Source organism: Actinomadura darangshiensis (assembly GCF_004349235.1).
In the GTDB taxonomy this organism is placed as follows: domain Bacteria; phylum Actinomycetota; class Actinomycetes; order Streptosporangiales; family Streptosporangiaceae; genus Spirillospora; species Spirillospora darangshiensis.
The window spans coordinates 1-25,633 of the sequence record NZ_SMKY01000053.1 but is presented as its reverse complement, the minus strand read 5'-3'; the positions used below and the strand labels follow the sequence as shown (position 1 = coordinate 25,633).

At 69.9% G+C, this 25,633-nt stretch carries 21 protein-coding genes and 7 pseudogenes; 13 read left to right on the top strand and 15 right to left on the bottom strand.

Annotation, left to right across the window (positions count from 1 at the left end; all coding sequences use genetic code 11):
* Positions 1-30: 30 nt before the first annotated feature.
* From E1293_RS14610 to rfbC, 6 genes and pseudogenes are all read left to right on the top strand, one after another.
* Positions 31-496, top strand: a pseudogene (locus E1293_RS14610) (IS630 family transposase); the annotation flags it as partial.
* Between the two features lie 519 nt (positions 497-1,015).
* Complete coding sequence (locus E1293_RS48600; protein ID WP_207938854.1) at positions 1,016-1,585, top strand: reverse transcriptase N-terminal domain-containing protein; 570 nt, start codon at positions 1,016-1,018, stop codon at positions 1,583-1,585.
* Complete coding sequence (locus E1293_RS50705; RefSeq protein WP_207938853.1) at positions 1,491-2,012, top strand: reverse transcriptase domain-containing protein; 522 nt, start codon at positions 1,491-1,493, stop codon at positions 2,010-2,012. The genes E1293_RS48600 and E1293_RS50705 overlap by 95 nt, the downstream gene beginning before the upstream one ends.
* A 267-nt stretch (positions 2,013-2,279) precedes the next feature.
* Positions 2,280-2,474, top strand: a pseudogene (locus tag E1293_RS14600) (IS630 family transposase); the annotation flags it as partial.
* Positions 2,475-2,942: 468 nt separating this feature from the next.
* Positions 2,943-3,561, top strand: a pseudogene (locus tag E1293_RS14595) (transposase family protein); the annotation flags it as partial.
* Positions 3,562-3,687: 126 nt separating this feature from the next.
* A complete protein-coding gene (gene rfbC / locus E1293_RS14590) occupies positions 3,688-4,272 on the top strand; it encodes a dTDP-4-dehydrorhamnose 3,5-epimerase (protein ID WP_132197921.1) in 585 nt (194 codons plus the stop codon).
* 180 nt (positions 4,273-4,452) lie between these two features.
* On the opposite strand, the pseudogene E1293_RS14580 reads toward rfbC, so the two are convergent.
* From E1293_RS14580 to E1293_RS14550, 6 genes and pseudogenes are all read right to left on the bottom strand, one after another.
* A pseudogene (locus E1293_RS14580) lies at positions 4,453-5,039 on the bottom strand (transposase); the annotation flags it as partial.
* A 410-nt stretch (positions 5,040-5,449) separates the two neighbouring features.
* Positions 5,450-5,731, bottom strand: a complete 282-nt coding sequence (locus E1293_RS14575; protein WP_481726031.1) for an arsenate reductase/protein-tyrosine-phosphatase family protein — start codon at positions 5,729-5,731, stop codon at positions 5,450-5,452.
* Between the two features lie 46 nt (positions 5,732-5,777).
* A pseudogene (locus E1293_RS50195) lies at positions 5,778-5,936 on the bottom strand (hypothetical protein); the annotation flags it as partial.
* A gap of 16 nt (positions 5,937-5,952) precedes the next feature.
* Positions 5,953-6,477, bottom strand: a complete 525-nt coding sequence (locus tag E1293_RS14565) for a hypothetical protein (protein WP_165978225.1) — start codon at positions 6,475-6,477, stop codon at positions 5,953-5,955.
* Complete coding sequence (locus tag E1293_RS14560) at positions 6,474-6,938, bottom strand: STAS domain-containing protein (protein ID WP_165978224.1); 465 nt, start codon at positions 6,936-6,938, stop codon at positions 6,474-6,476. Before E1293_RS14560 ends, E1293_RS14565 begins: the two co-directional genes overlap by 4 nt.
* A gap of 2,236 nt (positions 6,939-9,174) precedes the next feature.
* Complete coding sequence (locus E1293_RS14550) at positions 9,175-9,918, bottom strand: AraC family transcriptional regulator (RefSeq protein ID WP_207938851.1); 744 nt, start codon at positions 9,916-9,918, stop codon at positions 9,175-9,177.
* Positions 9,919-9,982: 64 nt separating this feature from the next.
* On the opposite strand from E1293_RS14550, the gene E1293_RS14545 reads away from it, so the two are divergent.
* Positions 9,983-10,552 (top strand): TIGR03086 family metal-binding protein, encoded by a 570-nt coding sequence (locus tag E1293_RS14545; protein WP_132197914.1) that lies wholly within the window; start codon positions 9,983-9,985, stop codon positions 10,550-10,552.
* A gap of 770 nt (positions 10,553-11,322) precedes the next feature.
* Entirely contained in the window at positions 11,323-11,808 is a 486-nt protein-coding gene (locus E1293_RS14535; RefSeq protein ID WP_243716227.1) for a LysR substrate-binding domain-containing protein, read from the top strand.
* 91 nt (positions 11,809-11,899) lie between these two features.
* On the opposite strand, the gene E1293_RS14530 is transcribed toward E1293_RS14535, so the two are convergent.
* From E1293_RS14530 to E1293_RS14505, 5 genes are all read right to left on the bottom strand, one after another.
* Positions 11,900-12,097: a hypothetical protein gene (locus tag E1293_RS14530; protein WP_132197913.1), complete on the bottom strand. Its 198-nt coding sequence runs from the start codon at positions 12,095-12,097 to the stop codon at positions 11,900-11,902.
* Positions 12,098-13,184: 1,087 nt separating this feature from the next.
* Positions 13,185-13,439: a hypothetical protein gene (locus E1293_RS14520; RefSeq protein WP_132197911.1), complete on the bottom strand. Its 255-nt coding sequence runs from the start codon at positions 13,437-13,439 to the stop codon at positions 13,185-13,187.
* Between the two features lie 288 nt (positions 13,440-13,727).
* Positions 13,728-14,729, bottom strand: coding sequence for a YbgA family protein (locus E1293_RS14515; protein WP_243716226.1), 1,002 nt, complete (start codon positions 14,727-14,729; stop codon positions 13,728-13,730).
* Complete coding sequence (locus tag E1293_RS14510; protein ID WP_132197910.1) at positions 14,726-15,223, bottom strand: RNA polymerase sigma factor; 498 nt, start codon at positions 15,221-15,223, stop codon at positions 14,726-14,728. The genes E1293_RS14515 and E1293_RS14510 overlap by 4 nt, the downstream gene beginning before the upstream one ends.
* A 110-nt stretch (positions 15,224-15,333) precedes the next feature.
* Positions 15,334-16,266 (bottom strand): MerR family transcriptional regulator, encoded by a 933-nt coding sequence (locus E1293_RS14505; protein WP_132197909.1) that lies wholly within the window; start codon positions 16,264-16,266, stop codon positions 15,334-15,336.
* A 255-nt stretch (positions 16,267-16,521) separates the two neighbouring features.
* Here E1293_RS14505 and E1293_RS14500 point away from each other — a divergent pair, with 255 nt between their 5' ends.
* From E1293_RS14500 to plsX, 4 genes are all read left to right on the top strand, one after another.
* Positions 16,522-17,817, top strand: coding sequence for a cryptochrome/photolyase family protein (locus E1293_RS14500; protein WP_132197908.1), 1,296 nt, complete (start codon positions 16,522-16,524; stop codon positions 17,815-17,817).
* Positions 17,818-18,076: 259 nt separating this feature from the next.
* Positions 18,077-19,546: a phytoene desaturase family protein gene (locus E1293_RS14495; RefSeq protein WP_132197907.1), complete on the top strand. Its 1,470-nt coding sequence runs from the start codon at positions 18,077-18,079 to the stop codon at positions 19,544-19,546.
* Positions 19,543-20,442, top strand: a complete 900-nt coding sequence (locus E1293_RS14490) for a phytoene/squalene synthase family protein (protein ID WP_132197906.1) — start codon at positions 19,543-19,545, stop codon at positions 20,440-20,442. The genes E1293_RS14495 and E1293_RS14490 overlap by 4 nt, the downstream gene beginning before the upstream one ends.
* A 1-nt stretch (position 20,443) precedes the next feature.
* Positions 20,444-21,442, top strand: a complete 999-nt coding sequence (gene plsX / locus E1293_RS14485) for a phosphate acyltransferase PlsX (RefSeq protein ID WP_132197905.1) — start codon at positions 20,444-20,446, stop codon at positions 21,440-21,442.
* A 5-nt stretch (positions 21,443-21,447) separates the two neighbouring features.
* On the opposite strand, the gene E1293_RS14480 is transcribed toward plsX, so the two are convergent.
* Complete coding sequence (locus tag E1293_RS14480) at positions 21,448-22,173, bottom strand: spheroidene monooxygenase (protein ID WP_243716224.1); 726 nt, start codon at positions 22,171-22,173, stop codon at positions 21,448-21,450.
* A gap of 28 nt (positions 22,174-22,201) precedes the next feature.
* Here E1293_RS14480 and E1293_RS14475 point away from each other — a divergent pair, with 28 nt between their 5' ends.
* Entirely contained in the window at positions 22,202-22,882 is a 681-nt protein-coding gene (locus tag E1293_RS14475; protein WP_424923628.1) for a glycerol-3-phosphate acyltransferase, read from the top strand.
* Positions 22,883-23,210: 328 nt separating this feature from the next.
* Here the strand turns inward: E1293_RS14475 and E1293_RS50700 are convergent.
* From E1293_RS50700 to E1293_RS48590, 3 genes and pseudogenes are all read right to left on the bottom strand, one after another.
* A pseudogene (locus E1293_RS50700) lies at positions 23,211-23,852 on the bottom strand (glycosyltransferase family 2 protein); the annotation flags it as partial.
* A 125-nt stretch (positions 23,853-23,977) separates the two neighbouring features.
* Positions 23,978-25,447, bottom strand: coding sequence for a phytoene desaturase family protein (locus tag E1293_RS14465; protein WP_165978223.1), 1,470 nt, complete (start codon positions 25,445-25,447; stop codon positions 23,978-23,980).
* Positions 25,435-25,633 (bottom strand): annotated as a pseudogene (locus tag E1293_RS48590) (hypothetical protein); the annotation flags it as partial. The pseudogene E1293_RS48590 and the gene E1293_RS14465, both read right to left, overlap by 13 nt.

The window sequence follows — 25,633 nt, the reverse complement described above, 5'->3', positions numbered from 1 at the left end:
TAGTCGGTAGGCTGCGGCAATGCCGAGCCCGAAGCTTGGAAGCTGTCCACCGATCCGCAGTTCGTGGACAAGGTCCGCGACGTGGCCGGCCTGTACCTGAACCCGCCTGAGAACGCGCTGGTCCCTGGCCGTGGACGAGAAGTCGCAGATGCAGGCGATCGACCGGACGGCCCCGATCCTGCCGATCATGCCCACCACCCCGGCGCGGATGACCCACGACTACGTCCGGCACGGCACCGCCAGCCTGTTCGCCGCCCTGGACCTGTCGTCCGGCTCGGTGATCGCCCAGCACCACCGCCGGCACCGCCATCAAGAGTTCCTGCGATTCCTCAAGCTGATCGACGCCGCCGTGCCCAGGGACCTTGAACTGCACCTGGTGCTGGACAACTACGCCACTCACAAGACCGAGCAGGTCAAGAAGTGGCTGATCCGCCACCCCCGGTTCCACCTGCACTTCACCCCGACCAGCTCGTCCTGGCTCAATCTGGTGGTGCGAATGAGGTCGCATGCGTATAGCGGCGCTCATCGAAGGAGGATCGATGTCGATGATGTAGTGCCCGGCCCAGTGCGTAAGGACCGTCCCCGCTCTGGCGTGCGTCACGGGTGACTGCGGGGTGCGAAGCCCAGGGAAGTGCCCAAGGGCCCCTGTTCCATCCGGGGGTCACAGGCTGGGGAAGACCGGGCGGGCGAACGCAAGTGAATCCTCGATGGCGCCTCGTCATCAGCACTCTCGCCGATGGGTTGTGTGAGCGGGAGATAGGGGCCGGCCGTTGGAAGGCGGCGGGTGCCGGCCGGGGGGAACCTGGCCGGTCGGGAGCGCACCACCGTCCCCGGGGTGCAGAGGACGCCCACCCCGGTCGCATCTATCGCATGCGGAACGTGACAACCCCGATGGGGTCCGATGTCATGCGCCGGTTGCCCTGGCTCGAAAGAGCGCTGACGCGGGTCTGGTGAGCCTGCGGAGACGACGTGGTCGAGACGCCCGAACCGACGGGGCGAGTCGGACACCGATCAGGTGAACGGACCCGAGGACGGCGGCCTGGACTGGGACTGTGTGGACTGGGGCCAGGCCGAGGAACACGTAAGGCGGTTGAGACGGCGGATCTTCGCGGCATCGCAGGCGGGAGACCTCGCCAAGGTGAGGAATCTGCAGAAACTGATGCTCCGTTCCCGCAGCAACGCGCTGGTGAACGCGCGGCGGGTGACGGAGATCAACGCTAGCCGCAAGACGGCCGGGGTGGCCCTGATGTCCTCCCAGGAGAAGGCCGATCTGGTCGTCTGGCTTCAGCGCGGGGCTGCTGCGTGGTCGCCTCGTCCCGTCAGGCGGGTGTATGTGCCCAAGAGCAACGGGCGCCGCCGCCCGCTCGGGATCCCGGTGATCACTGACAGGGCGCTTCAGGCCCTGGCGGTGAACGCGCTGGAACCCGAGTGGGAGGCCAGGTTCGAGCCGAGGTCGTATGGCTTCCGGCCGTGGGTGTCACGACGCGATCGTGGCCGTTCACACCACGGCGAGCCGCAAGGACGCCAGACGGCTGTGGGTGCTCGACGCCGACTTGGAGGCGGCCTTCGACCGGCTCGGCCATGATCACATCCTCGCCTCGCTGGGGACCTTTCCCGCCCGGGGCCTGGTCCGCCAGTGGCTGCGGGCGGGAGTGATCGAGGACGGCCGGTTCGCCCCCACCGGGCAGGGCGCGCCCCAGGGTGGAGTGATCAGTCCGTTGCTGATGAACGTGGCGTTGCACGGCATGGAGTCGGCGGCCGGAGTCAGGTACTGGGAGACCAGCGGTGGTTTGAAGGCCACCCCACGATCCCCTGTCCTGGTGAGGTATGCCGACGATGCGCTGGCCCTGTGTCGCTCGCGTGAGCAGGCCGAACAGGTCAAAGACCGGCTCGCACGGTGGCTCGCGCCCAGGGCCTGGCCTCTAACGAGGCCAAGACCCGTATCACCCACCTGGATCAGGGGGTGGACTTTCTGGGGTTCGAGATTCGGCGCTTCAGGAGCAAGCTGCTGACCAGGCCGAGCAAGGACGCGCTGGCACGCATCCGGAAGCGATTGTCGACACGCGATCACCCTCGCCGCGGACCCCGGCACGCCGGACGACCACACCGCCACGCACCTCATACACGCCTACTGCCGCCGCCGACTCGACGGCGACCAAAGCCCAGCACTTCCAACCGCCTACGAGCCTTCAGGGCTTGCTTGAGCCGGTTGCCTGGAAACGGGCACGGCCGGTTCTGAGGGGACCCCGGGCGCAGCAATGCGCCTGGGGTTACCCGACGAGCGCTGGTTCGCCGAACTCACCAACCGCAAGCTACGCCGCTCGGCCCACCGCAGCGTCATCGAGCTGGAACGCGACGTCCGCGGCTGGATCAACGAGTGGAACAAGAACCCCAAGCCGTTCGTGTGGACCAAACCCGCCGACGAGATCCTCGAAACCCTCGCCGCATACTGCCAACGAATTAACGACTCATGACATTAGGCACGGCAGGGCGCCCGGCTCCGCAAGGAGAGCAACCAAGAAGAAGACAGGCCGTCCCCGGCCTCACGAAAATCCTCTCCATCGGAGGCCCCCTCCGAAGTAGCCGACACTCGTGAGGACGCACTGATGCGAACACGGCCCGTGGGTGGTATCGCCTTCGCCCATCCCCCGCCTTCTGGATCGGGTTCATCGCCTGCGTCGCGGGCGTGGCCCTGCACCTGCCGATGTACCTCGACTCGGCGGACATGCACTACAACATGCGCGGCATGGAGATGGACGCCACCATGCTCACCGGGATGGCGCTCATCCTGGCCGGCATGGCGCTGACCGCCTATGGGCTCATCCCGCGCGGCCTCGCAGCGTCCCGGCTCGACGACGAGGTACGCGTGCGCGGCGTACGACGCGCCGTTCCGGCCCGCCCACATCGGGCTGGTCGGGCGCCGCTCGTCCATCCTGGCCGGAATGATCCGGCGGCACCGCAAGGCGATCGGGTCGACCTGGCGGTTGCTCAACCCCGGTCAGCGGGCCCTGCTGGTGCTGGTCCACCTGCGCAAAAGCGACACCTTCGGCGGTCTCGGGGCTGGTTCGAGATATCGACGAGCACGGCCTGGAGGTATGTCCAGGAGGCGGTGGCGCCGCTGTCGGCGCGGCCGCCGAAACTGGCGGCGCTGCGGAAGGCCAAGCAGGACGGGCTGCACCTGCTGATGCTGGACGGCACGCTCATCGCGTGCGACCGGGTGCGGGCCGACCGGCCGTACTACTCGCCCACGCACCGCTGCCACGGAATGAACGTGCAGGTCATCGCCGGCCCTGACGGGGCGATCCTGTGGACCTCGGGAGCACTGCCCAGCCGCACGCACGACCTGACCGCCGCCCGCGTGTGGGGCATCCTGCGCGAGCTGGACAGGCCGGGATCATCACGCTGGCCGACAAGGGCTATCAAGGCGCCCAGGCCTGCACCGTCATCACCCCGTACAAGGGACGCAACAAGCCCGAGTCCCGGAAACAGGCCAACCGCTCGCACGCCAAGCTCCGCGGACCCGGCGAACGCGCAAACGCCCAGCTCAAGGTGTGGAGGATCCCGCACCGGCGGGAGAAGGAAGACATCCGCCTCCTCGCCGGCAAGAGCAACCGATTTCGCCATGCGGAACTGAGATCAAACTGCGCATGGCGTTGATCAGAGCGTGTCAGCGGATAGACTTATCTGGTGGATCCTCTGACGATTGAGGGCGCTTATCAGTTCACGCCCAGTGTGCATTGGGACGACCGGGGCTCCTTTAACGAGTGGTTCCGGGAAGACCTGCTGGAACGAACCGGGTCTTCGTTCCGGCTGGCGCAGGCGAACTGCTCCACGTCGGCCAAGGGGGTGCTGCGGGGAGTGCATTTCACCGATGTCCCTCCGGGGCAAGCGAAATATGTGACCTGCGTGCGGGGCGCGATCCTCGATGTGGTCGTCGACCTGCGGGCCGGTTCCCCCTCGTTCGGGCGGCACGAGGCGGTGACACTGGACTCCGATAACCGATCCTGTGTCTATATCGCGGAGGGGCTGGGCCACGGCTTCATGGCGCTGACCGACGAAACCATGATCTTGTATTTATGCTCGGAACCGTACACTCCTCATCGGGAGCACGGCGTGCATCCGCTGGACGTCGATCTGGGTATCCAGTGGCCGGTGAACGTGCCCCCGGTGCTTTCTGCGAAGGACGCCGCCGCGCCGTCCCTGGCCGAGGTGCAGAAGGCGGGACTTCTCCCCGACTACCAAGTCTGCCTCGACTATCACGCCCAGCGCTGACCCGAAGCCGGGGCGCCTCACCTTGGCGGCGTTCCATTCGTCGTGGCATTCCGCCACATACGCGACCGTACTCTTGCCCCACAGCATGACGGCAGTGTGGAAGGTGCCCAACGCCCCGAAGACCAGGCACACGAGTCACACGGGGACGGCGCCCAGGAGCGACGGGGTCCGCGGTAGATTGTTGCCCGGCCGCAGCACCAGCGCGGCGGCCTCACCGGTCCTGCCCGCACCGTGGTCGATGAACGCGGTCATCGGATGGAATCCGAAGGTGCGCTTCCACGTCGGGGCGGCGTGTTCTTTCTCCGAGTGTGCGAGCACGATCGTGGCGTCCAGATCCACCGGGATCAGGTCACCGCCGGTGCTCGGGGCGTGCTCACCGGCCAGTTCCCAGGCCCGGGCGCGGGCCGCCGCCCGGGCCTTGCGGATCGCCCGCAACGCCTGCGGGCCGGCCTGGGCAGGGTGGTGACCAGCCGCGACACCGTCGGATCGGACGACACCGGCCCGAACAGCTCCGGTTCGGCGCGCAGGATCGCGATGTCGGACAGGCAATCCCCGCCCAGCGCCAACGTCACCGCCAGGTCCGCGACGACCTTGCCCGGATCGTGGACCGCCCGCGGCCTGCGCCACCGCTCCAGCCCAGCGGAAAGCGCCCGGTCGAGCCCGGTGACCCGGAGCGTCTCGATCAGCAGCACCCCGCCGGCCTGACCCACGATCCCCGCCCCGTCCGAAGACACCGCGAGCTTGGCAGGGCGACCTGTAGTCTTCACGCGAAAAGTGCTTTCGGACTGGGGCGGACAGGACTCTCGACAAGCCCTATCCTCCCAGCTCAAGGGCACTTTTCTTGTCTAAACGATCACTCTCGACCCGCCGTCCGGTGAAAGCCCGAGGCTAAAAGAGCGTTTCTACCGCCAGGGTGTCGACGGGGTAATGCGCACCATCTCTCGGGTCAGCGCCTACCTGCTGGTGATGGTAGAACCACTCGGCAAATCAGTCCCCTAAGTGCTGTTCGTGTGCGACGCCAATGCCGGACGCTCCTGGATGGCGGCCACCCTCACGCGCGGCTTCGGCCGATAGGCCGGCTCCGATTTCGGCCGCTCAACCTCCCTCGACACGAACAGACTTCGGCGAAGGCCACCGCCGACGCCGATCCCACCGCCCGCCGCCGCCTTCGGTGCCGTCATGATTGCGATCCGGCGGCCGCTCCTGACGCGTCTGGTAACGCGGTGAATTCAGCGACTAACTGTTTGATGCAGATGCGGATGTCGTCGCGGATGGAGCGGACGGCGTCAGTGGTGAGGACCTTGGGGATCTCGGCGGAGATGTCGATCCCGTCTCCGGCCATCGCCTGGACAACGGCGGGATTGACCTGGTTGGCGGGCCCCGATCCGGCGGAGCGGACTTCGATCCGGTCGCCGGCGAGGCGGGTGAGGTAGGCGTCGGCCGGGGCCATTCTGGCCATCGGACTCGAACCGACCATCGTCGAGGCGATGGAACCGTTCCGACGGTCAAGGTCTGCTCCACTGCTGCGCGGCGATCGCTCCACCGTCGACCAGGAGGATGTAGGTGCCCATCGGGCCGTGCAGTTCTTGTGCGCCCATCGGTGTGGAGATCACGCCGGGGCTGATGGTGTTCAGTCGTACGCCTCGGCGTCCCCAGGCGCGGGCGGCGGCTTGGACGCGGCTACCGCTGGGCCAGTGCGCGCAGGCCGTCGGTCATCGCGTGCTTGACGACATGGTCTTGGGTGTCGAGCATCTCTGCGATCTGGCCAGTGGTGTAGAGCCGCAGGCAGCCCAGCGCAATGCAGCAGGACTGCAGCGCAGAGAGCCCGGGCCGCCCGACCCACGCGCGAGGATCCGCCGCGCCCTCACGCCCAGTCTCGGTCGCGTGCGAGGCGTGCCGGCCGGGCGGACGCACCAGCAGGCCAAGCACCGTGCGATGCATCAACGCCCTCAGATCCGCCCCCTCCAGGCAGGCACCACCGGTTGTTCGCTGACCGGCTTCCGTCCGTAGTAGGGGCCCCAGGTGTTTGAAGGCTTCTTCGACGGCCCGCGCGGCTACATCGGGCCGATCGCAGGCCATCAACGCCAGTCGATATGCGTCGGCCGACAGCAGGTCATACAGCGCGACCATGGCCTCGGCATCGCCGCTTGTCCCGCCTTTGGCCACATGTTCCGGGCCGCTACCGGCGGCGACCGGTGACCTCACCTTCGGACGGCGATGTCGACTGCCCCGCTGTCATCACCACCTTCACCACCGCCGCTTTCTGGGCGCGGTACCGGTGTCGACCGGCGGGGTGGCAGCTGTGCGGACGCCGACCGGTGTCGGTCGATGGCGTGAAGTGCGCTTTCCAGATCGGAGTGCAGGGGCAGGGCCCGGTCGACGCCTGTCAGGCACAGGACGCGGGCGACCTTGCCGTGGGCGCCCGCCAGTTCCAGCGTGCCCTGGCCCCGGCGGCACAGTTTCAGCGCCTTCACCAGAACGGAGATGCCGCTGGCGTCACAGAACACGACGTCGGTCAGATCCACCACGATCCCTGCGGCACCGGGGCCACCGGTGATCGCGGTGGTCAGGCGGCCTGACAACCAGCCACTGTTCGAGGCGTCGATCGCACCGGTCAGCGTCACCAGCAGCACACCACCGATCACATCAGTGGTCTGGAACGTCAACGCCCCATCGTTCTGGCAGGGTGAAGATTCGGCGCTGGACGCCCAAGTAGTCCAGTCTCCGGCCGATTGGACGACAGGTGGCTGCCAGATGCCTTTGCCTGTTGTGACTCGATGGTTCGGGACCGTCATGCCGAGTCCTTCCCTGGGTGGACTGTGGAGCACCACCAGGGACTGGAGTGGCGAAAGGCCGATCTTCGCTGCGAAGGGACAGCCCGCACGGGCCATGACCTCCGAGACCGAATGTAGGTGTCCCAGGGCCCATCTGCAACCAGGGTCAGGCGCCGACGGCTATCCGCGCTCTGCCGACCCGTTCGTCCCGGCGATGTGGGCATCCCGCTTGCCTTGGTCGCCAGCACCGGCGCGATCGCGTTGGCGGACACCGGATCCTTCGCACCCCGACTCCGCGATCGTGGAAGGGGACCACCTCATACCGGGAGTCGAGCAAGTAGCTGGGAGCGCGCTGGTAGGACGCGGGGCGTGGGGTGGGGCGGTCGAAAGACTCGAACCGGTACTCGGCACCTCGTGGTGGGACCGGCCAGCTCCCGAACTCCTTGGGCGCGGTGCGGCTCGCGGCTTCGCGGGACCCTTGGTAGCGCTCCAGCCAGTACTCGGCCCCCTCGCTCCCGAGCGGAAGGGGTGTCCTTCTGGTGCGCGCGTAGTGCAGACACGCGTTGACGAATGCCTCGACCGACGAATCGCGTGGGTCGGTGGTCCCATCGAGCAGGTTGCCGACGGTGGACTTTGACAGTGCGACTCCCGGCAGCGCCCTGGCCGCATGGTCGTGGATGACGCGTAGCCCCGGGCAGCCGACCAGCTGGTGCAGCTCGTGCAGCACCTCGCACCAAGCCGGCCGAACGGGCTCCACCCTGCTCCTTCCCAGGCCGACCGGCTGCCGCCGTGTCCAGTTTCCAACTTGGACCAGGCTGGACAGTCGGCGCGTCACGGTCGTCCTAGACCAGACGACATCGGGGGCCGCGACGACCTGATGATCGCCGCGTTCACCGCGTGGACGGAGCCGACCGCCTGGCAGGCCCGTACGTACGGCACGGTGGACCGGCCCGTCGACCGCCTGAGCCGCCTGCTCGAGCGCGAACTGACCCCTTCGGTGCGGTCCCGGCTCCTGACGGCGTACGCGAACGAGCTGATCGGCGAGGACGACCCGACCGTTCTGGAGGCGGCGCAGGAGGCCCTCGACCCCCCGCCTGCGGGCCGCGGCACTCCAGATCCTGGCCGAAGTGTACGGCGACGCCGGACTCTGCCGGGAGCTCGTGAAGATCGGCACCGACCACGACCTGCCGGTCTACCGCGTCACCGGGCTGCTCAACCAATGCAACGGTCGCCGCCGCCGCCAACGACCCGGTGACCATGCGCCAGGTGACCATCGAGGCCCTGGAACTCGCGCGCACCTACCGGACGCCCGAGGCGATCGCCGTCGCCGAGATCACGCTGGCGGCCCTGGCGGTCATCGAAGGCCGGGAGGTCCGCGCGTCATCCGGCCCGATCCGCCCCGACTTCTTCTTCACCTTCGCTGCGCGCGATGGCGATCGTCGCCTTGGACGACCGCGACGCCGCCGAGGAGATCTACGCGACGCTGCTTCCGCACCGCGACGGTCCCCCCGCGGGCGCCACGAGCCTGGCGCTGGCGCTGCGACCGGTCGCCCAACACCCTCGGCGAGCTGGCCGTCTTCCTCGGCCGCGACCACGAGGCCGCCGCCCACTTCACCCAAGCCGCCGTCATCGCCGACCGATGGAACGCCCCCCACTGGGCCGCCGAAGCCCGCTCCCGAGCGACCACCTGACCTCTGCCCGCCGCGCCGCACATCCACAGCGTCCCGGCGTCCAGATCAGGGGGTGAGGCCGAGCCGGCGGGGATGCGCGGGGCGGAGCGGCCCGCTGTTCGCCCACCAGTCGTTCGGAGTCTCGCCTGACGCGGGATCATTGCTGCCACCAGGACGAGCGCGGCAGCACCCAGGCGCACGCAGACGAGCGGCCCGACGAAGCCCGCGCATGCCGAAAAACTCCGTCCACGCGGGTCAGGTGGGGTCGCTGCCGGACGGCAGCCAGTGGGCGTGCCGCAGCCACCACTCCCCGCGCGGGTTGGTCGGGTCATGTCGGCTGGCTTCCCTCCCCATAAGAGAAGTCCGCCGCACCGGCGAAAGTCTGCACCCAGCCACGATCCACCCGCCGCCCGCACCGCGCCGGGACGCGACCCACACTCAGATCCTGAGGACGCGGACTAATACCGCTGCGCGTACCAGGTCGGTTGCTCGCCGAACATGCCCTTGAAGTCGCGGATGAAGTGGCCCTGGTCGACGTAGCCGAGGTCTGCCGCCAGCGCGGCCCAGTCGATCGCCCCGCCGGCGGCCATGCGTGCGGTCACCTCGTGCAGGCGGTAGCGGCGGATCACCCACTTGGGCACGATGCCGACGTACTCCGCGAACAGTCGTTGCAGCCCCCGCATGCTCAGCCCCAGCTCGTCGGCGAGGCGCTCGACCCTCGTCACGGCCTTGTCCTTGGCGATCAGCTCGACGGCGGCCACCGCCTGGCACACCCGGGGGTCCTCGTCCGGCAGGTGTTTCAGCAGGAAAGCGTCCACGGTCGACACGTCGAGCGTCGTGGGCAGATCCGGGCCGAACACCTCGGTCGCCGGGACGACGCGGTCGGTGATCGTCGAGACGGAGGCACCGAGGAACGGGCGGAAGCAGCCCGGCCGGAACGCGACACCGAAGACATGATCGCGGCCCTCGAGGACCTTGATCTGGTAGCCGCTGCACACGCCGTTGACGTCCGCGCGGCCGCCGCCGAACGACAGGTGCACGTTCGGGTACGGCACGATCTTCTGCCGGTAGGGCTCGGCGTAGTCCCAGCGAGCCTCCCAGTACCGCTCCACCCATGGCGCGAGCGCCGGCGACGGGCTGTGGAACGTGTGGCGCTGATAGCTGGTCCACGCACCCCGCAGCTCACGAACGTCCCGCTCCACACGGCAGAGTGTATGTCGCCTTTGTCCAATACCCCTCCGGCCTGGGCCGCCTAGCCTCGCTGCCATGTCGCATCTGTCCAACGCTGCCGAGGCCATGGCCGCAGTCGCCCGCACCATCACCGACGACCAGCTCGCCAACAAGACTCCGTGCACGGAGTACGACGTGCGGGCACTGGTCAACCACCTCCTGTTCTGGGGCCCGTCTCTCGCGGGCGGCGGCCGCAAGGAGTCCGTTCCGCAACCGGCGGGTACCGAGTCCGAGGCGGACCTGGCGGTCGGCGACTGGCGCGGCCGCCTGCTCGCCCTGCTGGACGACATCACGTCGTCGTGGGCGCCGCCGGGCGCCTGGGAGGGCGAGACGAGCATGGGCACACCGCAGACGCTGCCCGCACCCGTCTTGGGCGACATGATCGTCGGCGAGCTGGCCTTGCACGGCTGGGACTTGGCGGTCGCGACCGGGCAGCAGCTGGAACTGCCCGCCGACCTGCTGACGCATCTGCATGACAGGGCGCTCACCGGCGTGGAGCAGGGGCGGGAGATGGGCATGTACGGACCGGAAGTCGCGGTGCCGACCGACGCACCCACCTTGGACCGCATCCTCGGCCTGACCGGCCGTGATCCCGCCTGGACGTAGTCACCGACTGGTGATGTCGGCCAATATCCGGCGCGAGCTGTCGAAGCGTGGTGTGGTGGCGCCGACGGTCCTCGCAGCGTTCATCGGCTACTGAGAACGCAACATCCGCAACCCCGAACCCGCGAAAGCGACCGGACTACGTGGCTACCAGCACGGCGCCTCAGCCGCGGGACGGGTGCCGCGCGAGCGGCACCCGTTACCGGCTGCAACCTCCCCGCGGCAAAGGCCGGGACCGCCAAGAGCGCCGCGCATGCCGGGAGCCGGAAGGGTCGCCGGCTGGTCGCCCTCACCGGCACCGCTCGCGCCCCCGAGCTCGTCGAACGAGCCGCCCGATGCCCGATCAAAGCTTCGCTCGGCCACTGGCCCCGCTACCTCGGCGGTGGGTCAGCTGATTCTTCGTCCGCGACCTGCGCGCCCTGTTCGGCGGCGTCGGCGACTCCGGCGTCGCACGTGAAGGTGGCGTGTACAGCCGCGAGTTCTTCACCGAACCCAACGCCGTGGTCATGCAGATCAACCGACCTCAAGGGCAGCCAGCGGGAGGGAACCGTCCGGACGTGACTAGGGTGGCGGAGTGACCGATGGTGAGTTCCGACTGGCCTGTGTGCCGGGCGCGTGACGCCCGGGAAGTGCCCGGGGTGTTGGGCCGAGAGGGTCCGGGAGGTGCCGCTTCGCCTGCTGCAGATGCCGGCGACCGAGGTCGTCCCCCTGCTGCGGAACGGTGGTGTGGACGCGGCGTTCGTGCGCCTGCCCGTCGACCCACGGCCCTTCATGTGATCCCGCTGTACCTGGAGACGACCGTCGTGGTGGTGCCGAAGGATCACGCCGTGGCCGCGGTGGAGGAGGTGGAGCTTGCCGATCTCGCCGACGAGGACGTGTTCGAACCGCTCGACGGCGTCTTGGCCTTGGGCGACCGCCCCGGGCAGCCTGCCTTCACCCGTCCTGAGAACACCGCCGACGCGATCGAGTTGGTGGCGTCGGGAGCCGGCGTCCTGCTGCTCCCGCAGTCTCTGGCCCGCCTCCACCACCGCAAAGACCTCACCTACCGCACCGTGACCGACGCTCCTCAGTCCCAGATCGGCCTGGCCTGGCTCGAGGCCGAGACGACCGACCTCATGGAGGAACTGATCGGCATCGTCCGCGGCCGCACCCCCAACAGCTCCCGTGGCCGCAAACCGCAACAGCAGCCCACCCGTAAAAAGCCACCGCAACAGCGCCCCGCCTCCAAGCACCGCCGCCAGAACCGCCGCCGAAGGTGACGAGAGTCGCGCTCACCGACAACACCCCGCCATCCCTCTTCGAATGCCCAGGCAAGTGAGCTCGTCCGGTTCGGTGGCAGAGCCCGACATGTCATTCGCTCGGCTGGGGGACCTTGCAGTTGGCGGTGGGGTTGAGACCGATGTAGTTGAGCGGACCGGAGGCCAAGGTGATTCCGATCGTGGCGATCCTGGCGCAGCTGCCGTCAAATTGGGTGTAGTAGTGGCGCTGTCCCCCGGCGAGCGCTCCTATGATCAGCCAGGCGACGAGCATCCACCGTCCGGACCTCATCGCTACCTCCGGTGACCGCTTCGCCGACCCTGGGGTACGACAGTAACGACAAGATCGTCCATAGTTAAGCAAGTCGGGCCGGGTGTGTCATGTCTTCCTGCACGACGGCACCGCCGACGAGGTCGACTCCTACGACCTCGGCGAACCGCTGCGCCCGGACCGGTGCTCCCTCGCCGCACGCATCGCAGGCCAATCCCCCCAGGGCGACTACCGCCGCCCCTCCTTCCACACCGACCGGCCTCTGGCGGCACGCCGAGCGCCGCTGACCAGCCGAACACCGGTCAGCGGCGCTCACGGACCGACCGGCGCTACCGCCATCAGGTAGAGCAAGGTGCACACCAGCCGGTCGATGCCCGCGCCGGCCACAGGGCATCCACCATCGACGGCGAAGGCTACGCTTGCGGAGGACTACATCCGCGCAGGTCAATCGGCACGCGGCGGCATTGGCCGGCCTAAAAAATTGGGCTCGATGCGGACAGGCTGACACAGAATGGCACTCAGAGCACCGCACTGATATGGCGATTTCGGACTTTTAATCCGTAGGTTCTGGGTTCGAGTCCCAGGCGGCCCACTCACGCATTTGCCTATGTGGCTTGCGGAAACGTGTCGTGTGTGCGCGACGAAGGGCTACTCCTCCTCGTCCTGAGAGGACGCGGGGAGGACGGAAGGCCGGGCTTCCCGAGTCGGGGTCTTCCTTCACCAGTGCTGCAGCGGCTTCGGCGGCTTCGCGGGCGACCCCGCATGAACACCTTTCCCGGGTCCCGCCACGCCTGGCCCCACTCGGCCCTGCCCTGTTCCCGCCGCCCGCGATGGGCGCGGAGCACGGTGACGGTGCCGGAGTCGAGCGGGATCGTGTCGTCGCCTGCGTCGGTCTTGAGGTCGCCGTCCTCGATCTCCTGGTAGGTGATCTTCACGCGGTTCTCGCGGACGGTCGGCGACGCCGCGGCCAGGTCGAGGTCCGGCCACGCGAGCCCGCACGCCTCCCCGCGTCGCAGCCCCCGGAAAGCCATCAGGTGCAACAGGGCGTACAAAGGGTGGTCTGCGGCGTGATCGAGGAAGGTCCCGGTCTGTTCGGGTGTCCACACCATCACCCGTGAAGGGCGCGGCAGGATGTCCAGAGCTTGAATGCGTTACCCGTACGGCCACCGGCTCGTTCCCACTCTGCCGCGATTTCCCGCTCGCAGGCGGTCTGCCATGCGGTGACGCGTTCGCTGGTCCACACCAGCGCTTTGGGGCGCTTGCCTGTTTGGAGCTTGGTCAGCTTCGCCACGTTCACTGCGACCAAGCCTTGCCGTACCGCATCCGCCAGAGCCGACCGGAGCGTCGCGCGAATGCGCTGCATGGTCGCTGCTCCGACCGTCCGGCGGTGCGGCGAAAGCCCGGCGAGTTCGGCGCGAGCGGCTCTGTATGCGGCCTTATCCCCAGATCGCCCTGCCTGCCGGGCAGCCGCAGGCCGGTCCAGTTCGATGTGACCGAGGTGGAGTTTGAGGTAGTACTCGATGTGCTCGCCATATCGCACGACAGGCCGGGGACGCCGCGACTGACCGTCGTCCGTGGTGGACGATGGTGTGAGGTCACCGCCATTTGCATGCCCGCATGCGCCCGCGGTAACGGCGACGCGTTGCAACGGTCAGAGGTGGTGGCGGAGGGTGAGGTCGGCCGGAAAGGGGTCCAAATAGGTCTGCTCAGCCAGGTAGGCGAGGTGTTCCCCTTCGGCGTGATGGCGCAGCAGGGCTACCGGGACGCTGAGCGGTGCCTCACCTTGACGATAGGACTCGATGGCGGCCACGATGTCGTGGCGCCGGGGCTGATTGAGTCGCTCACTCAATGGGCCCAAGACGTGCAGTAGCGCGTTGGCATTGCGGCCGCGCTTGGGGCGGGCGGCGAGAGCGTCGGCGAAGGCGCCGCGATAGTCGGACTCCAGTTCATCGCGGTCGCGGGTGCCCGCCTGGGCGACGATCCGCCCCATAAGCCGGTAGGCGGACGGGTCGTGCGCGAGGATTTGCAGTTTATGCCTTGTATGGAAGGCGACAAGGTCCCGTGGGCGCCAGTCGCAATCGAAAAAGAAACGGAGCCGGGCGTGAGCGAAGACCCGTTCGATGAAGTGCTCACGCAGGCCGGGGTCGTTGAGCCTGCCGTTCTCTTCGGTGGGAAGGTAAGGAAGCGCGGTCTTGACAAGGTCGGAGAACAGACCGCGACCGCGACGATCCACAGGCTGGCCGTCGGTACGTTCGCTGGGTTCCCCGGATGCGTAGCGCGGTAGACCGAGCAATCCGCAGCTGGGCGAGCGGGACTTGAACACATACCCGTCGACGTCGGCGATGTCGGAGATCCGGTCGTCTGCCAAGGCGGTCAACGCCTTGGTGTGATCGGCGGTCCGGTCCTTGGTGACGACCCGCCCGTCGGTGAGCAGATGCAGGGTGGGACGGGGAGCGCCGAGCCCGATCTCCATCTCCGGGCAGACCGGCACCCAGTCGATGTGGTGTGCGAGGGGGCCGGTGAGGAAACGGTCGCGGCTGTGGCCGCCGTTGTAGCGGACCGGTGCGCCCAGCAGGCAACTGGACACGGCGAGCCGGGGACGCGGGTGGCCCGGTTCGGCGGCGGGGCCCGGTGGCGGCAGGCGTGGGGTCACAGCAGCTCCCTCATCCTGCGCAGCCCGCGGGTGGTGCGCGCCTTGACGGTGCCGAGCGGGATGTTCAGCCGGTCGGCGATCTCCCGCTGGGTCAGCTGCCCGAAGTGGGCCAGCACGATCGCCTGCCGCTGCGGGACGGGCAGCACCGCGAGGGCCTTTCGGACGTCGCACGCGGCGTCCACGGCAGGGGCCGCGTCGGGGACCCGGCCTGCCTCTTCCAGCGGCACCGCGCGACGCTGATGCCGTGCTTCGGAGCGCAACTGGTCGATGGCGCGCTTGCGGGCGATGGCCAGGACCCACGGCGTGAGACTGCGTGACGGGTCCAAGCGGCGGCGCGTCCGCCAGAGCTCCAGAAAGACGACCTGGACGACATCGTCGACCGCGTGGCCGGGGACCAGGCGCGCCACATGATGACGGACCAAAGGCCCGAGCGTCGCATAGCACTCGGTCAGCGCTGTCTCGTCGCCCCGCGCGATCCGGGGTCCAAGGGTCATGCCCACACCTGTCCCCAAAAGGAATCGCTTCAAAACTTATTCATAGTCAGCTTCAATGGGCAGGCGTAACCACGGATCGGCTGAAGCTGGAAGCAGGCCGGCCCGGGCGATCAGAATCGTTCGTACACCGACGTCAACCCGGCGACGGCCTCGGCCAGGCTCCCCACCCGCGTGGCTGAGGCAGGAAGCCTGTCATCAGCCCAACCAGGTCCTCCGACGACCAGGTGGTGCGGCGGGCGGGACGCGGGGAGCCCGCTCAGCCAGGACGGGTCGCCGGTCTCGGTGATCTGCGACCATACGAATACCGCGTTCGGTCCGGTCCGCCGGATGGCGGCGGCCAGGGCCCGCACCGGCACCCGCGCCCCCAGAAGGGTCGCCGCGACGTTCGCTTCGGCGAGCGCAGCCTTCAGCGCGTACACCGGCAGGCTGTGCTGCTCCTCCGGCGCGCATGCGAGCAGGATGGGACGGGTGTTGCGTGGCTGGGGAGGCGACGGCACCTCGGCCAGGCAGCCGAGCAAGACGGTGGACAGCAGGTGTTCGACATCTACGCAATCCCCAGTGGCCGCGTGCTTGCGGCCGATTCCGTCCAGGACCGGGACGACCAGTTCGTTCCATGCCTGGACGACCCCGTCCCGGCCGAGCGCGGTCCGCACGGCGTCGATCATCACGGGAGCGTCCAGTGCCATGGCGGCACGGGCCAGGCCTCTGATCTCCGCGCCTTCCGGCCCTTGAGCCGCCGCGCCGACGGGCACTCGGTTGCCGCCCGCGCCATGCCCGCGCGGCTTCAACGGTTCGCCTGGCGGCGCGTCCAGCGCGGCCCGCGCCGCCTCACCCGGCGGAGCACCGGCCAGGATCAGCCGCTGCATGACCTCCAACCGCGTGATGTCAGCGGAGGTGTAGCGCCGGTGCGTGCCCGTGCTGCGGCGGCTGGGGCCGATGCCGTACCTGCGGTCCCAGGTGCGCAGAGTGGCGGCGGCCACGCCAAGGCGTTGCGCCACCGCGCCCACGCTCAGCCCGGCCTCCTGGCCCGGCGGCCCGCCCATGTGCCTCCTGTCCGCTGCCGTCTCCGACCGCACAGCGTACGATCCATCCGGACTTCGCCGGAACCATCCGCTCCGGATGCACACCCCTTTGCGTGCCGGCGTGCGATCCCGTCTGGGCGAGAGCGACCCCATGAAGCCGATCAAGGAGCAAGGACGCGGTCCGGCGGCTGCTCAGCGGGCCTCCCTGGTCGGGAAGTGCCTGGGCGGGAGTGGGACCTGGTGCAACCGGGCGCGGGCGCCGGCACGAAGACTTGAATGATGAGCACCTCGATCATGCTGTTCACTCGTGATCTGCGGATTCACGACAATCCCGCGCTGACGGCCGCCTGCCGAGCCGAGCACGTCGTTCCCGTATTCGTCTTCGATGACGCGATTCTGAACGGGCCGTTCGCCGCGCCCAACCGCATCCGGTTCCTCCTGGAGAGCCTCGCCGATCTCCGCGCGTCACTCCGCGATCTAGGTGCCGATCTGGTGGTGCGCCGCGGCGATCCGGTCATGGAGGTCGCCTGGCTGGCCAGGCAGACCGGGGCGGACCGGTTGTTCCTCGCCGACGAGCGGTCCGTGCACGGGACACGACGGCTCGGCAGGCTCCGTGAACTCAACGTCGAGGTATCGGCGCACCCCGGGATCACGGTGGTCCCACCTGGAGACCTCACCCCGGCCGGCGGAGATCACTACCGGGTGTTCACGCCGTACTGGCGGGTCTGGAACGCGGCACGATGGCGGCCGATCGCGAAGGCGCCCAAGGCGATCCGTCTGCCGTCCGGTGTGACGCCCGAATCGCTTCCAGAACTCGCCGATCTGACTCCCGGCCCCTCGTCCCCCGATCCGGCGCCCGGTGGCGAACGGTCAGGCCGCCGCCGCATGGCGAGATGGCTGCGCGAGGCCGCCGCCGACTACGACCAGGCCCACGACGACCTCGCCGCCGACCGCACCTCCCGGCTCAGCCCTTACCTGAAGTTCGGCTGCGTCTCACCGCTGGAACTGGCGAAGGCCGGCCCGGACGGTTTCCGGCGCCAGCTCGCGTGGCGTGACTTCCATCATCAGGTCGCCGCCGCGTTCCCCGCGCTCGCCCGGGAGGACTACCGGCCGCGTGGAGATCGCTGGAACGAGGAAGAGGACGCCCTCGCCGCCTGGCGAGACGGCATGACGGGCCTCCCGATCGTCGACGCGGGCATGCGGCAGCTGCGCCGTGAGGGCTTCATGCACAACCGCGCACGTCTGATCACCGCCTCGTTCCTGACCCGGAACCTCGGTATCGACTGGCGGCACGGCCTGCACCATTTCAACGACTGGCTCACCGACGGCGACATCGCCGACAACGCGGGGAACTGGCAGTGGGTGGCCGGAACCGGCAACAACACTCGTCCCGACCGGGTCATGAACCCGCTGCGGCAGGCGGCCCGCTTCGACCCCCGCGGCGACTACGTCCGCCGTTACGTGCCCGAACTCGCCGACATCGAGGGTTCGCGCATTCATCGCCCCTGGACACTGCCCGCGTCCGGCAGGCGAGCATCGGCCTATCCGCCACCCGTCATCGACATCGATTGATCGCGCGCTGCGTGAGCAGACCCCGGCGGGGGAGCTGCCTCTCGGCGCTCAACCGCAGGAGTCGGGGTCCCGACGGCTGTACCACCCGCGCGGGGTCTGGCCGGTCGCGTGCACTGGTGGACATTCCGGCCTGACGAGATGCAACCGATCCGCCGTCACGTCCCGAAGAACTGGACAGAACCCTACGGATGACGATGGAGGAATCAGTGCGCTTTCGACATCCTGTGACACGGGGTGACGGCTCGCCCGGGCGGCACTGATGGCGGCGCGTGGTCCGGTCGTCGTGGTCGGGGCAGGCATGTCCGGGCTGTCGGCGGCGATTCACCTGGCGGCTCAGGGACGTGAGGTCGTGGTAGTCGAAGTCCGTGACGAGCCGGGCGGCTGCTGCGGGTCGGCGGACGTGGGGCCTTATCGGTTCGACACCGGCCCTGCGGTGCTGACCATGCCGGACGTGCTGGCCGACACGTTCGGCGCGGCCGGGGAGGACATCGAGAACCTGCTGCCGCTGCGGCGCCTGGATCCGTTCTACCGGCTTGCCTTTCATGACGGCTCACAGCTGGACGTGATCGCTGGTGCGCAGGAGATGGCCGACAACGTCCGGGCCCTGTGCGGGCCCGGCGAGGCCGCCCGGTATCTGCGGTTCCGGCGGCGGCTCGGCGCGATGTTCGAGGCGGAATGGTCGTCTTTCATCGACGCGGACATGACCCGGCTGCGCGGCATGGCCCGTCCCGCCGCGCTGCTGAAGCTTGCGGCGGCGGGCGGTTTCCGCCGCCTGGACAGGTTCGTGGCCTCGCAGCTGACCGACGACCGGCTCATCAAGGCGCACACCTTCCAGGCCCTGTACGTCGGGCTGGCTCCGCACAAGGCGCTGGCGATCTATTCCGCCGTCGCGCACATGGACACCGTCGGCGGCGTCTACTTCCCGGCCGAGGGCGGCATGCGCGCCATCCCGGCCGCCCTGGCCGCGGTTGCGGAGAAGGCCGGCGCCCGCCTCAGGTACGGCGTGCGGGCAGAACGGATCGAGACCGACGCCTCCGGCGTGAAGGCGGTACGGCTGGACACCGGTGAACGCATCGCCGCCGACCACGTCGTCGTCGCCTGCGACCTCGTGCGCGCACATCAGGGGCTGCTGCCCAGAGAGGCTGCGGACTGGCGGCTGCGCCGTCCCCGCTACTCGCCGTCGTGCCTGGTGATGCACATCGGGCTGGACCGGCGGTTGCCCGGCCACGCACACCACACCCTGCATTTCGGACGGGATTGGAAGGCGAATTTCGCTGCGCTGGCGGCCGGGCGACCGCAGCCCGATCCCAGCCTTCTGGTCACCTGTCCCAAGGCCGACACGACCGCGGCGCCGGCGCGTCACGCGACGCTGAGCGTGCTGGAACCCGTCCCGAACCTGACGTCGGGCGCCGACTGGGACCGGCTCGCACCGCGGTTGGAGCAACGCCTACTGGGCCGTCTCGCCGAACTCGGCTACGGAAATCTGGAGGACCGGCCACGGCTGCTCTTCGATCCGCCGGCGTGGGAGCGGATGGGGCATTCCGCCGGAACACCGTTCGCGCTGGACCACCGGTTCGGCCAGACGGCATGGCTGCGGCCGTCGGGCCGTAGCCGCCGTGTGCCCGGCCTGCATTTCGCCGGGATGTACACCGCGCCCGGCGTGGGCGTCCCACCCGCCCTGATCTCCGGAAGGCTGGCCGCCGAACGGATCCTGGGAGGCAGCCGATGACGCTGACCACGAGCTACGAGCACTGCCGCCGCCTCAACGCCCATCACGGGCGCTCCTTCTACCTGGCCACTCTGCTGCTGCCGGCGTGGAAACGCAGGCACGTGCACGCCCTGTACGGGTTCGCCCGGCATGTCGACGACATCGTCGACACCTCCAGTGACGTGGCCGGACGGGCGGAGTCACTTGACGAGGTGACCCGCCGGTTGGCGACGTGCCTGGCGGGCGAACCGATCGACGACCCCGTGCTGCCGGCGTTCGCGCACACCGTACGTTCCTTCGGCGTCGAACGGGCCGACATCGACGCCTTTCTGCGGTCGATGCGGACCGACTTGACCGTCACGCGTTATGACACCTACGAGGACCTGCTGGTCTACATGGAGGGGTCGGCCGCCGCCATCGGCCTGATGATGCTCCCGGTGCTGGAGACGGTGCCGGGCGCCGAGCGGCTCGCCCGCGAGCCCGCCCGCGAACTCGGACGGGCGTTCCAGCTCACCAACTTCCTGCGGGACGTGGCCGAGGACCTGACCCGCGGCCGCGTCTACCTGCCACGAGCCGACCTGGACAAGTTCGGGGTGACCGAGGGCGATCTCGCCGCCGGTGGCTGCACACGGGCGATGCGTGAACTGGTGGCCTTCGAGGCCGACCGTGCCCGCGACCACTACCGCCACGCCCTGGACGGTGTGAAACTGCTCGCGCCGTCCTCGCGGCCCTGCATCCACGCCGCGTACGAACTGTACGGCGGCATCCTGGGCCGGATCGCCGCGTCCGGCCACGACGTCCTGGCGGCCCGGGCCCGACTGCCCCGCAGGCGGAGGGCCACGATCTTCGCGCGGCATCTGCTGGCCGCCTCCGCCGCGGGCCGGGCCGAGCGGCGCCTGCCGTCCGGAACGGCCTGACATGGCCGAGGACGGGACGCAGCCGACAGGCGGCACGGCACGTCGCGTCGTGCTGGACGCGATGGGCGGCGATCACGGACCGGCCGAGACGGTACCGGGCGCGTTGCGGGCGCGCCGCGAACACGGTCTGCCGGTGGTCCTCGTCGGCCGGACCGAGGCGATCCGCCGGGAACTGCGGCGACACGGGGCCGTCGGCGAGGTGGATGTGCTGCACGCCGAAGAGGTCGTACCCATGACCGAGGCGGGCGCCGGAGCCGCCGCCCGGCCGGGGACGAGCCTGATGACCGGTTGCGAGCTGGCCCGGCGGGAGGCGGCGGCGTTCGTCTCGGCCGGCTCCACCGGTGCCGTCGTGACGTGCGCGGTCCGCACTTTGGGGCGGCGGGAAGGTGTGCTGCGTCCGGCGCTGGCCGTGGCCCTCCCCACGCCGGCCGGCTCGACCGTCCTGATCGACGCCGGCGGAACGGCCGACCCGACCGCGGAGATGCTCGCCCAGTTCGCGGTGATGGGAGCCGCCTACGCACGGAACGTCCTGGGCGTGGCCGACCCGTCCGTCGGCCTGCTGTCCATCGGTTCCGAACGCGGTAAAGGCAACCGGCTCGCCCGCCGCGCAGGGCAACTGCTGCCGGCCATGCCGGTCCGCTTCCAGGGCAACGTCGAGGGCCACGACGTGCTGGCCGGAATCGTGGACGTGGTCGTGACCGATGGTTTCACCGGCAACATCGTGCTGAAGAACATCGAAGGCTGCGTGCGCACCACCTTGGGTCTCGTCGCCAGGGCCGGCATCGCCGAGCCCCGCCGGCTGGACCAGGTCGGGCGGTTGTACACCGCCGACACCCACGGGGGCGCGGCGCTGCTCGGCCTGACCGGAACCGTCGTCGTCGCGCACGGCGCCTCGACATCGGCCGCCATCGCGCGCGCCTGCCTGGTCGCGTCCGGCCTGGCCGCGGGCGAGGACCTGGTGCCCGCCTGCGGCCGTCCCCCCGTGGAGACGGTCACATGACGCGCTCAGCCCTGGCTGTGGGCGCGCAACGGGTCACGGCCGTCCCAGGTGCCCTGACTCCCGTAAGGCACCAGACGCGCGAACAGCTCTTCGGAGTACCAGTCCTCGCCGCGGACCCGCCCGATGACGCCGCGGTGTGCACCCTCCCGATAGGCGAACCGGGCGATGGCCGCCTCGTCCTTCCACAGCGAGAACGTCGCCTGCCGGGCCAGTGGCCACTCCCCCACGCCGACCGACGCGAGGCAGCCGTCCTCGTGTCGCAGCGCCCGGTCCACACTCGCGATCGAGCGGTAGAACGCCGGCAGTCGTGCGGGACGAATCGAAGCCCTGGTCAGGACGGCCACCGGACCAGAGCCGCCATGCCTGGCGGACGTCCGTGGGGAGGCGGGCAGCACCTCGAAGGGGTCACGTCCACCCCAGCGGCCGCGCGAGGCCAGCGGCACGAGACGCACATGCCACGATTCTTCAGCCTCCGCACGCCACCGGGCGGCGATCGTCGAGCGCTCCAGGAAGTCGTCCAATCCCGCCTCGTCGTCCCACACCGCGAACAGCGCCCAGCGGCGCAGGTCAGCGCCCAGGCTCATGGACCGGCCGCGGCCCGTGCCGAGCAACCGCCAGAACCGCAGCCCGGGGGCGGCGCGCAGCTTCGGCCGATCGAACGCCATGTAGCGCATGGCGTCCACACCCGCATACCTGACGAGGTGAAACGAGGCGATGACATCGCTTCTCAAGGCATCCCCACAGGCGACGCCCGTTGCCGTGAGGTCTCTGCTCGTGCCCGTCATCGGCGGCTACCTGCTCGGCTCTGTGCCGGTCGCGGTGCTCGTCGGACGCGCCCACGGGTTCGACCCGCGCACGGTCGGCGACCGCAACCCCGGCTTCTGGAACGTCATGCAACGCGTGGGCGGACGGTCGGCCGCGCCCGTCTTCGCCGGTGACCTGCTCAAGGGCACGGCCGCCGGCCTACTGGGACTTGCGGCCAGCGGGGCGCGGACCGGCCGACTGGGAACGGTCACAGGAGCCGGCGTCCTGCCGGTGTATGCGGCGGTGGGCGCCGCGATGGCCGGGCACGCGTGGCCGTTGTTCGCCGGCCGCAAAGGCGGACGCTGCGTCCTGACCTTCGCCGGTGGCTTCGCGGTCATCTGCCCACCTGCGTTCGGGCTTGGTCTCGGGCTGCTGGCCGCGACCGGCATCGGCGGACGCTCGTTCGCCCGCGGCGCGCGCGTCGCGGTGTTCTCGCTCCCGGCGCTCCAACTGATGTTCGCTCCGGCCGAGCACGTGGCCGCCACCGGGGCGCTGATGACCTTCATCGGGCTGCGTTTCGGCCAGGCGGCGCTGGCCGACCACGCCACCGGCCGCCACCGGAGCCAACGCCTCGGTCACCGCTTGGGACGTCTCGCGACGCGTCCAGGGACCCGTCGTACCGGCGCACGGGCGTGACGACAGCCCACCTGGCGAGACCGACCGCTTCACGTCCATAGGTGCGCCCACGCCACGTACGGTCTGGCCGCAGCGCGGCCAGTGTCAGCCGCGCAGCGGCGACCGGATCCAGCAGCGGCGAGAGCGCCAGGCCCGGGCCCGGCTCGCGGTAGCTGCCACGGAGGGCCGCCGACAGCAGCAGCCGCTGCCCCAGCAGAGCCGAGTCGAGGGGCGTCGGGCGCCCGGCGATCAGCCGCAGTACCGGCAGCGCCGCGATCAGCCACACCACCGCCAGGTCACCGGCGAGCCGGACGGGCGTGGTGACGTCCCGCAACGCGATCGAGCGTCCCCATTGGCGCCACACGTCGGCGGCGGAGGTGTGCATGTCGACCTCCAGCAGTGGGCCCGCGTCGACGAACGCGACCCGCCAGCCGTCCCGCGCGAGCAGCCGGCCCAGCGCGACGTCGTCGGTGAGGTGGCGGCGCACGCGGGCGAAGGCGTCCGCCTCCTCCATCGCCGCCTTGCGGAAGGCCATGCACTGGCCGTTGACCAGCAGGCGGTCGGGCGACCTCACCGCCGGCCCGATCGGCCCGAACCGGTACACCAGAGTGGTCAGGAACGACGCATGCAGCGCCTGCTCGACGCCGCCACCGGTGACGAACCGCGGACCGGCGCTGACCAGGTCGCAAGTGCCCAGCAGTTCGGCGAGCGCCGCGCACAGCCCGGCCTTGGGACGGGTGTCGGCGTCCAACAGCACCACCACCGCTCCCGCGGCCGCCTCCACGCCCTGCCGTAGCGCCCACTGCTTGCCGACCCACCCCGGCGGCGGCGAGGTGCCGGCGACAACGGTCGCGCCCGCCCGGGCGGCCAGCCGCGCCGTGCCGTCACGGGACCGGTCGTCCACGACGATCACCTCCCGCACCACCGGATCGGCCAGCAACGGCACCAGGCACGCCTCGATCCGGGCCTCCTCGTCACGAGCCGGAATCACCACCGAGATCGGCTCCGCCGGGCGGTGCCCGGTATGCGCGGTGAGTGGCGGCGGACGATCCCGACCCCGCGCCAGCCGCGACGCCACCACCAGCGCCGCGGCCGCCTGGACGGCGGTCAGGACCCTCACGACCAGGCCCCCTTACGGCCGACGTCCGACGCACCGGCGACCGGAAAATCCTGCTCCACCAAGGACGCGACGATGCGACCGCCCATCGCTACCAACGGCAGCCCATCCCCCGGATGCGCCGACCCGCCCACCAGGTACAGCCCACGCCGGGGCCCCCGGTTACCCGGTCTGCGCAACGGCGCGGTCGGCCCCCCGTAGGCGGTGCCGTAGATCGCCCCACCGGGCGCGCCGTACCGATCACGCAGATCCGCGGGCGTGAACAACTCCACGAACCGCAACCGCCCCGCCAGGTCGTGCCCACGCTGCGCGAGCCGCTCCAGCACCAACTCCCCATAGGACTCCGGCGTCATCGGCCATCGCCCGGGGTCTCCAGCCGGGACGTTGACCAGCAGGACCTGGTTCTCCGCCCCCTGCGGCGCCTGGGACGGGTCGTCCACCGCCGAGCAGCCGATGTACACGGTCGGGTCCCGCGGCGGCACGCGCCGCTGGAAGATGTCGCCGAACTCACCGCGATAGTCGCCCGAGAACAGCACCGAATGATGCGGCAGCCCTTCCGTCCGTCCCTCGACCCCGGCCAGGATCAGCAGCGCCGCCGACGACAACCCCAAGCGGGCCATTCTGCGCACCCGCCGCCGGTCCGGGAGCAACCGGCCGTACAACGCGGCGGCGTCGGCATTGACCACCACCGCGTCCGCCGCCTCCCGCTCCCCCGACGCCAGGAGCACACCTTCAACCGAGTCGCCGTTCGCGGAAACCCGGGCGACCTCACTGCCGGTCTGGATCTCCACACCGGCCGCGGCCACCAGCCCGGCCAGATCGTCAGCGAGCCGGGCCAGGCCGCCCGGCACGTACCATCCGCCGTCCCCATGCTCGATCGCCGCGACACAGCCCAGCGCGGCCGGCGCCCGGTACGGGCTCGACCCGGCATACGTGGCATAGCGTCCGACGTACTGCCGCAGCCGCCGGTCGGCGAAGAAACGCCGCGCCAGCTCGTGCAGAGTCCGTCCAGGCGCGACCGCCGGCAGATCCCCGAGCCGCGCCCCCTCCGGCGGCCGACCCACCGGGCCGGCGAAGAACGTCCGCTGGGACGCCGCCAGACACCCCTGCGCCCAGCCATGGAAAGCACGCCAGGCCGTGCCCTGACCAGCGGCGAGCCGGTCCACCTCCGCCGCCATCCGATCGGGGTCGCGAAAAGCCCGCAGGTTCGACCCGTCGGCGAACCGGTACCGGCACAGCTCATCCAGCCGGACGAGCTCGCGCTCGATGCCCAACTCCCGGAACAAGCCGGGCAGCGTGAGCAGCGACGGCCCGAGCGAGAACGTGAAACCGTCCCGTTCACGCTCGGCGAGCTTGCCGCCCAGCCGCCCCAGCCGCTCGTGCAACCGGACCCTGTGCCCGCCGCGCGCCAGCAGCAACGCGGCGACCATCCCGCCGACACCGCCACCGACCACGATCACCTCCGCCATCCGCGCCTCCAGGCGTGTCCTCCCGCGCGTGACGGGCTTGTGATCGTCCGCCGTCTGAACGCCGACACCGCCGCAGGGGCCGCGAACACCCCCATCGCCGTCCCACCCGCCACCGCGACGGCCCGGTCCGGCGGATCGAACACCGCCGCGAACGCCAACGTCTCCATCCCGGCCATCACCCCGTAG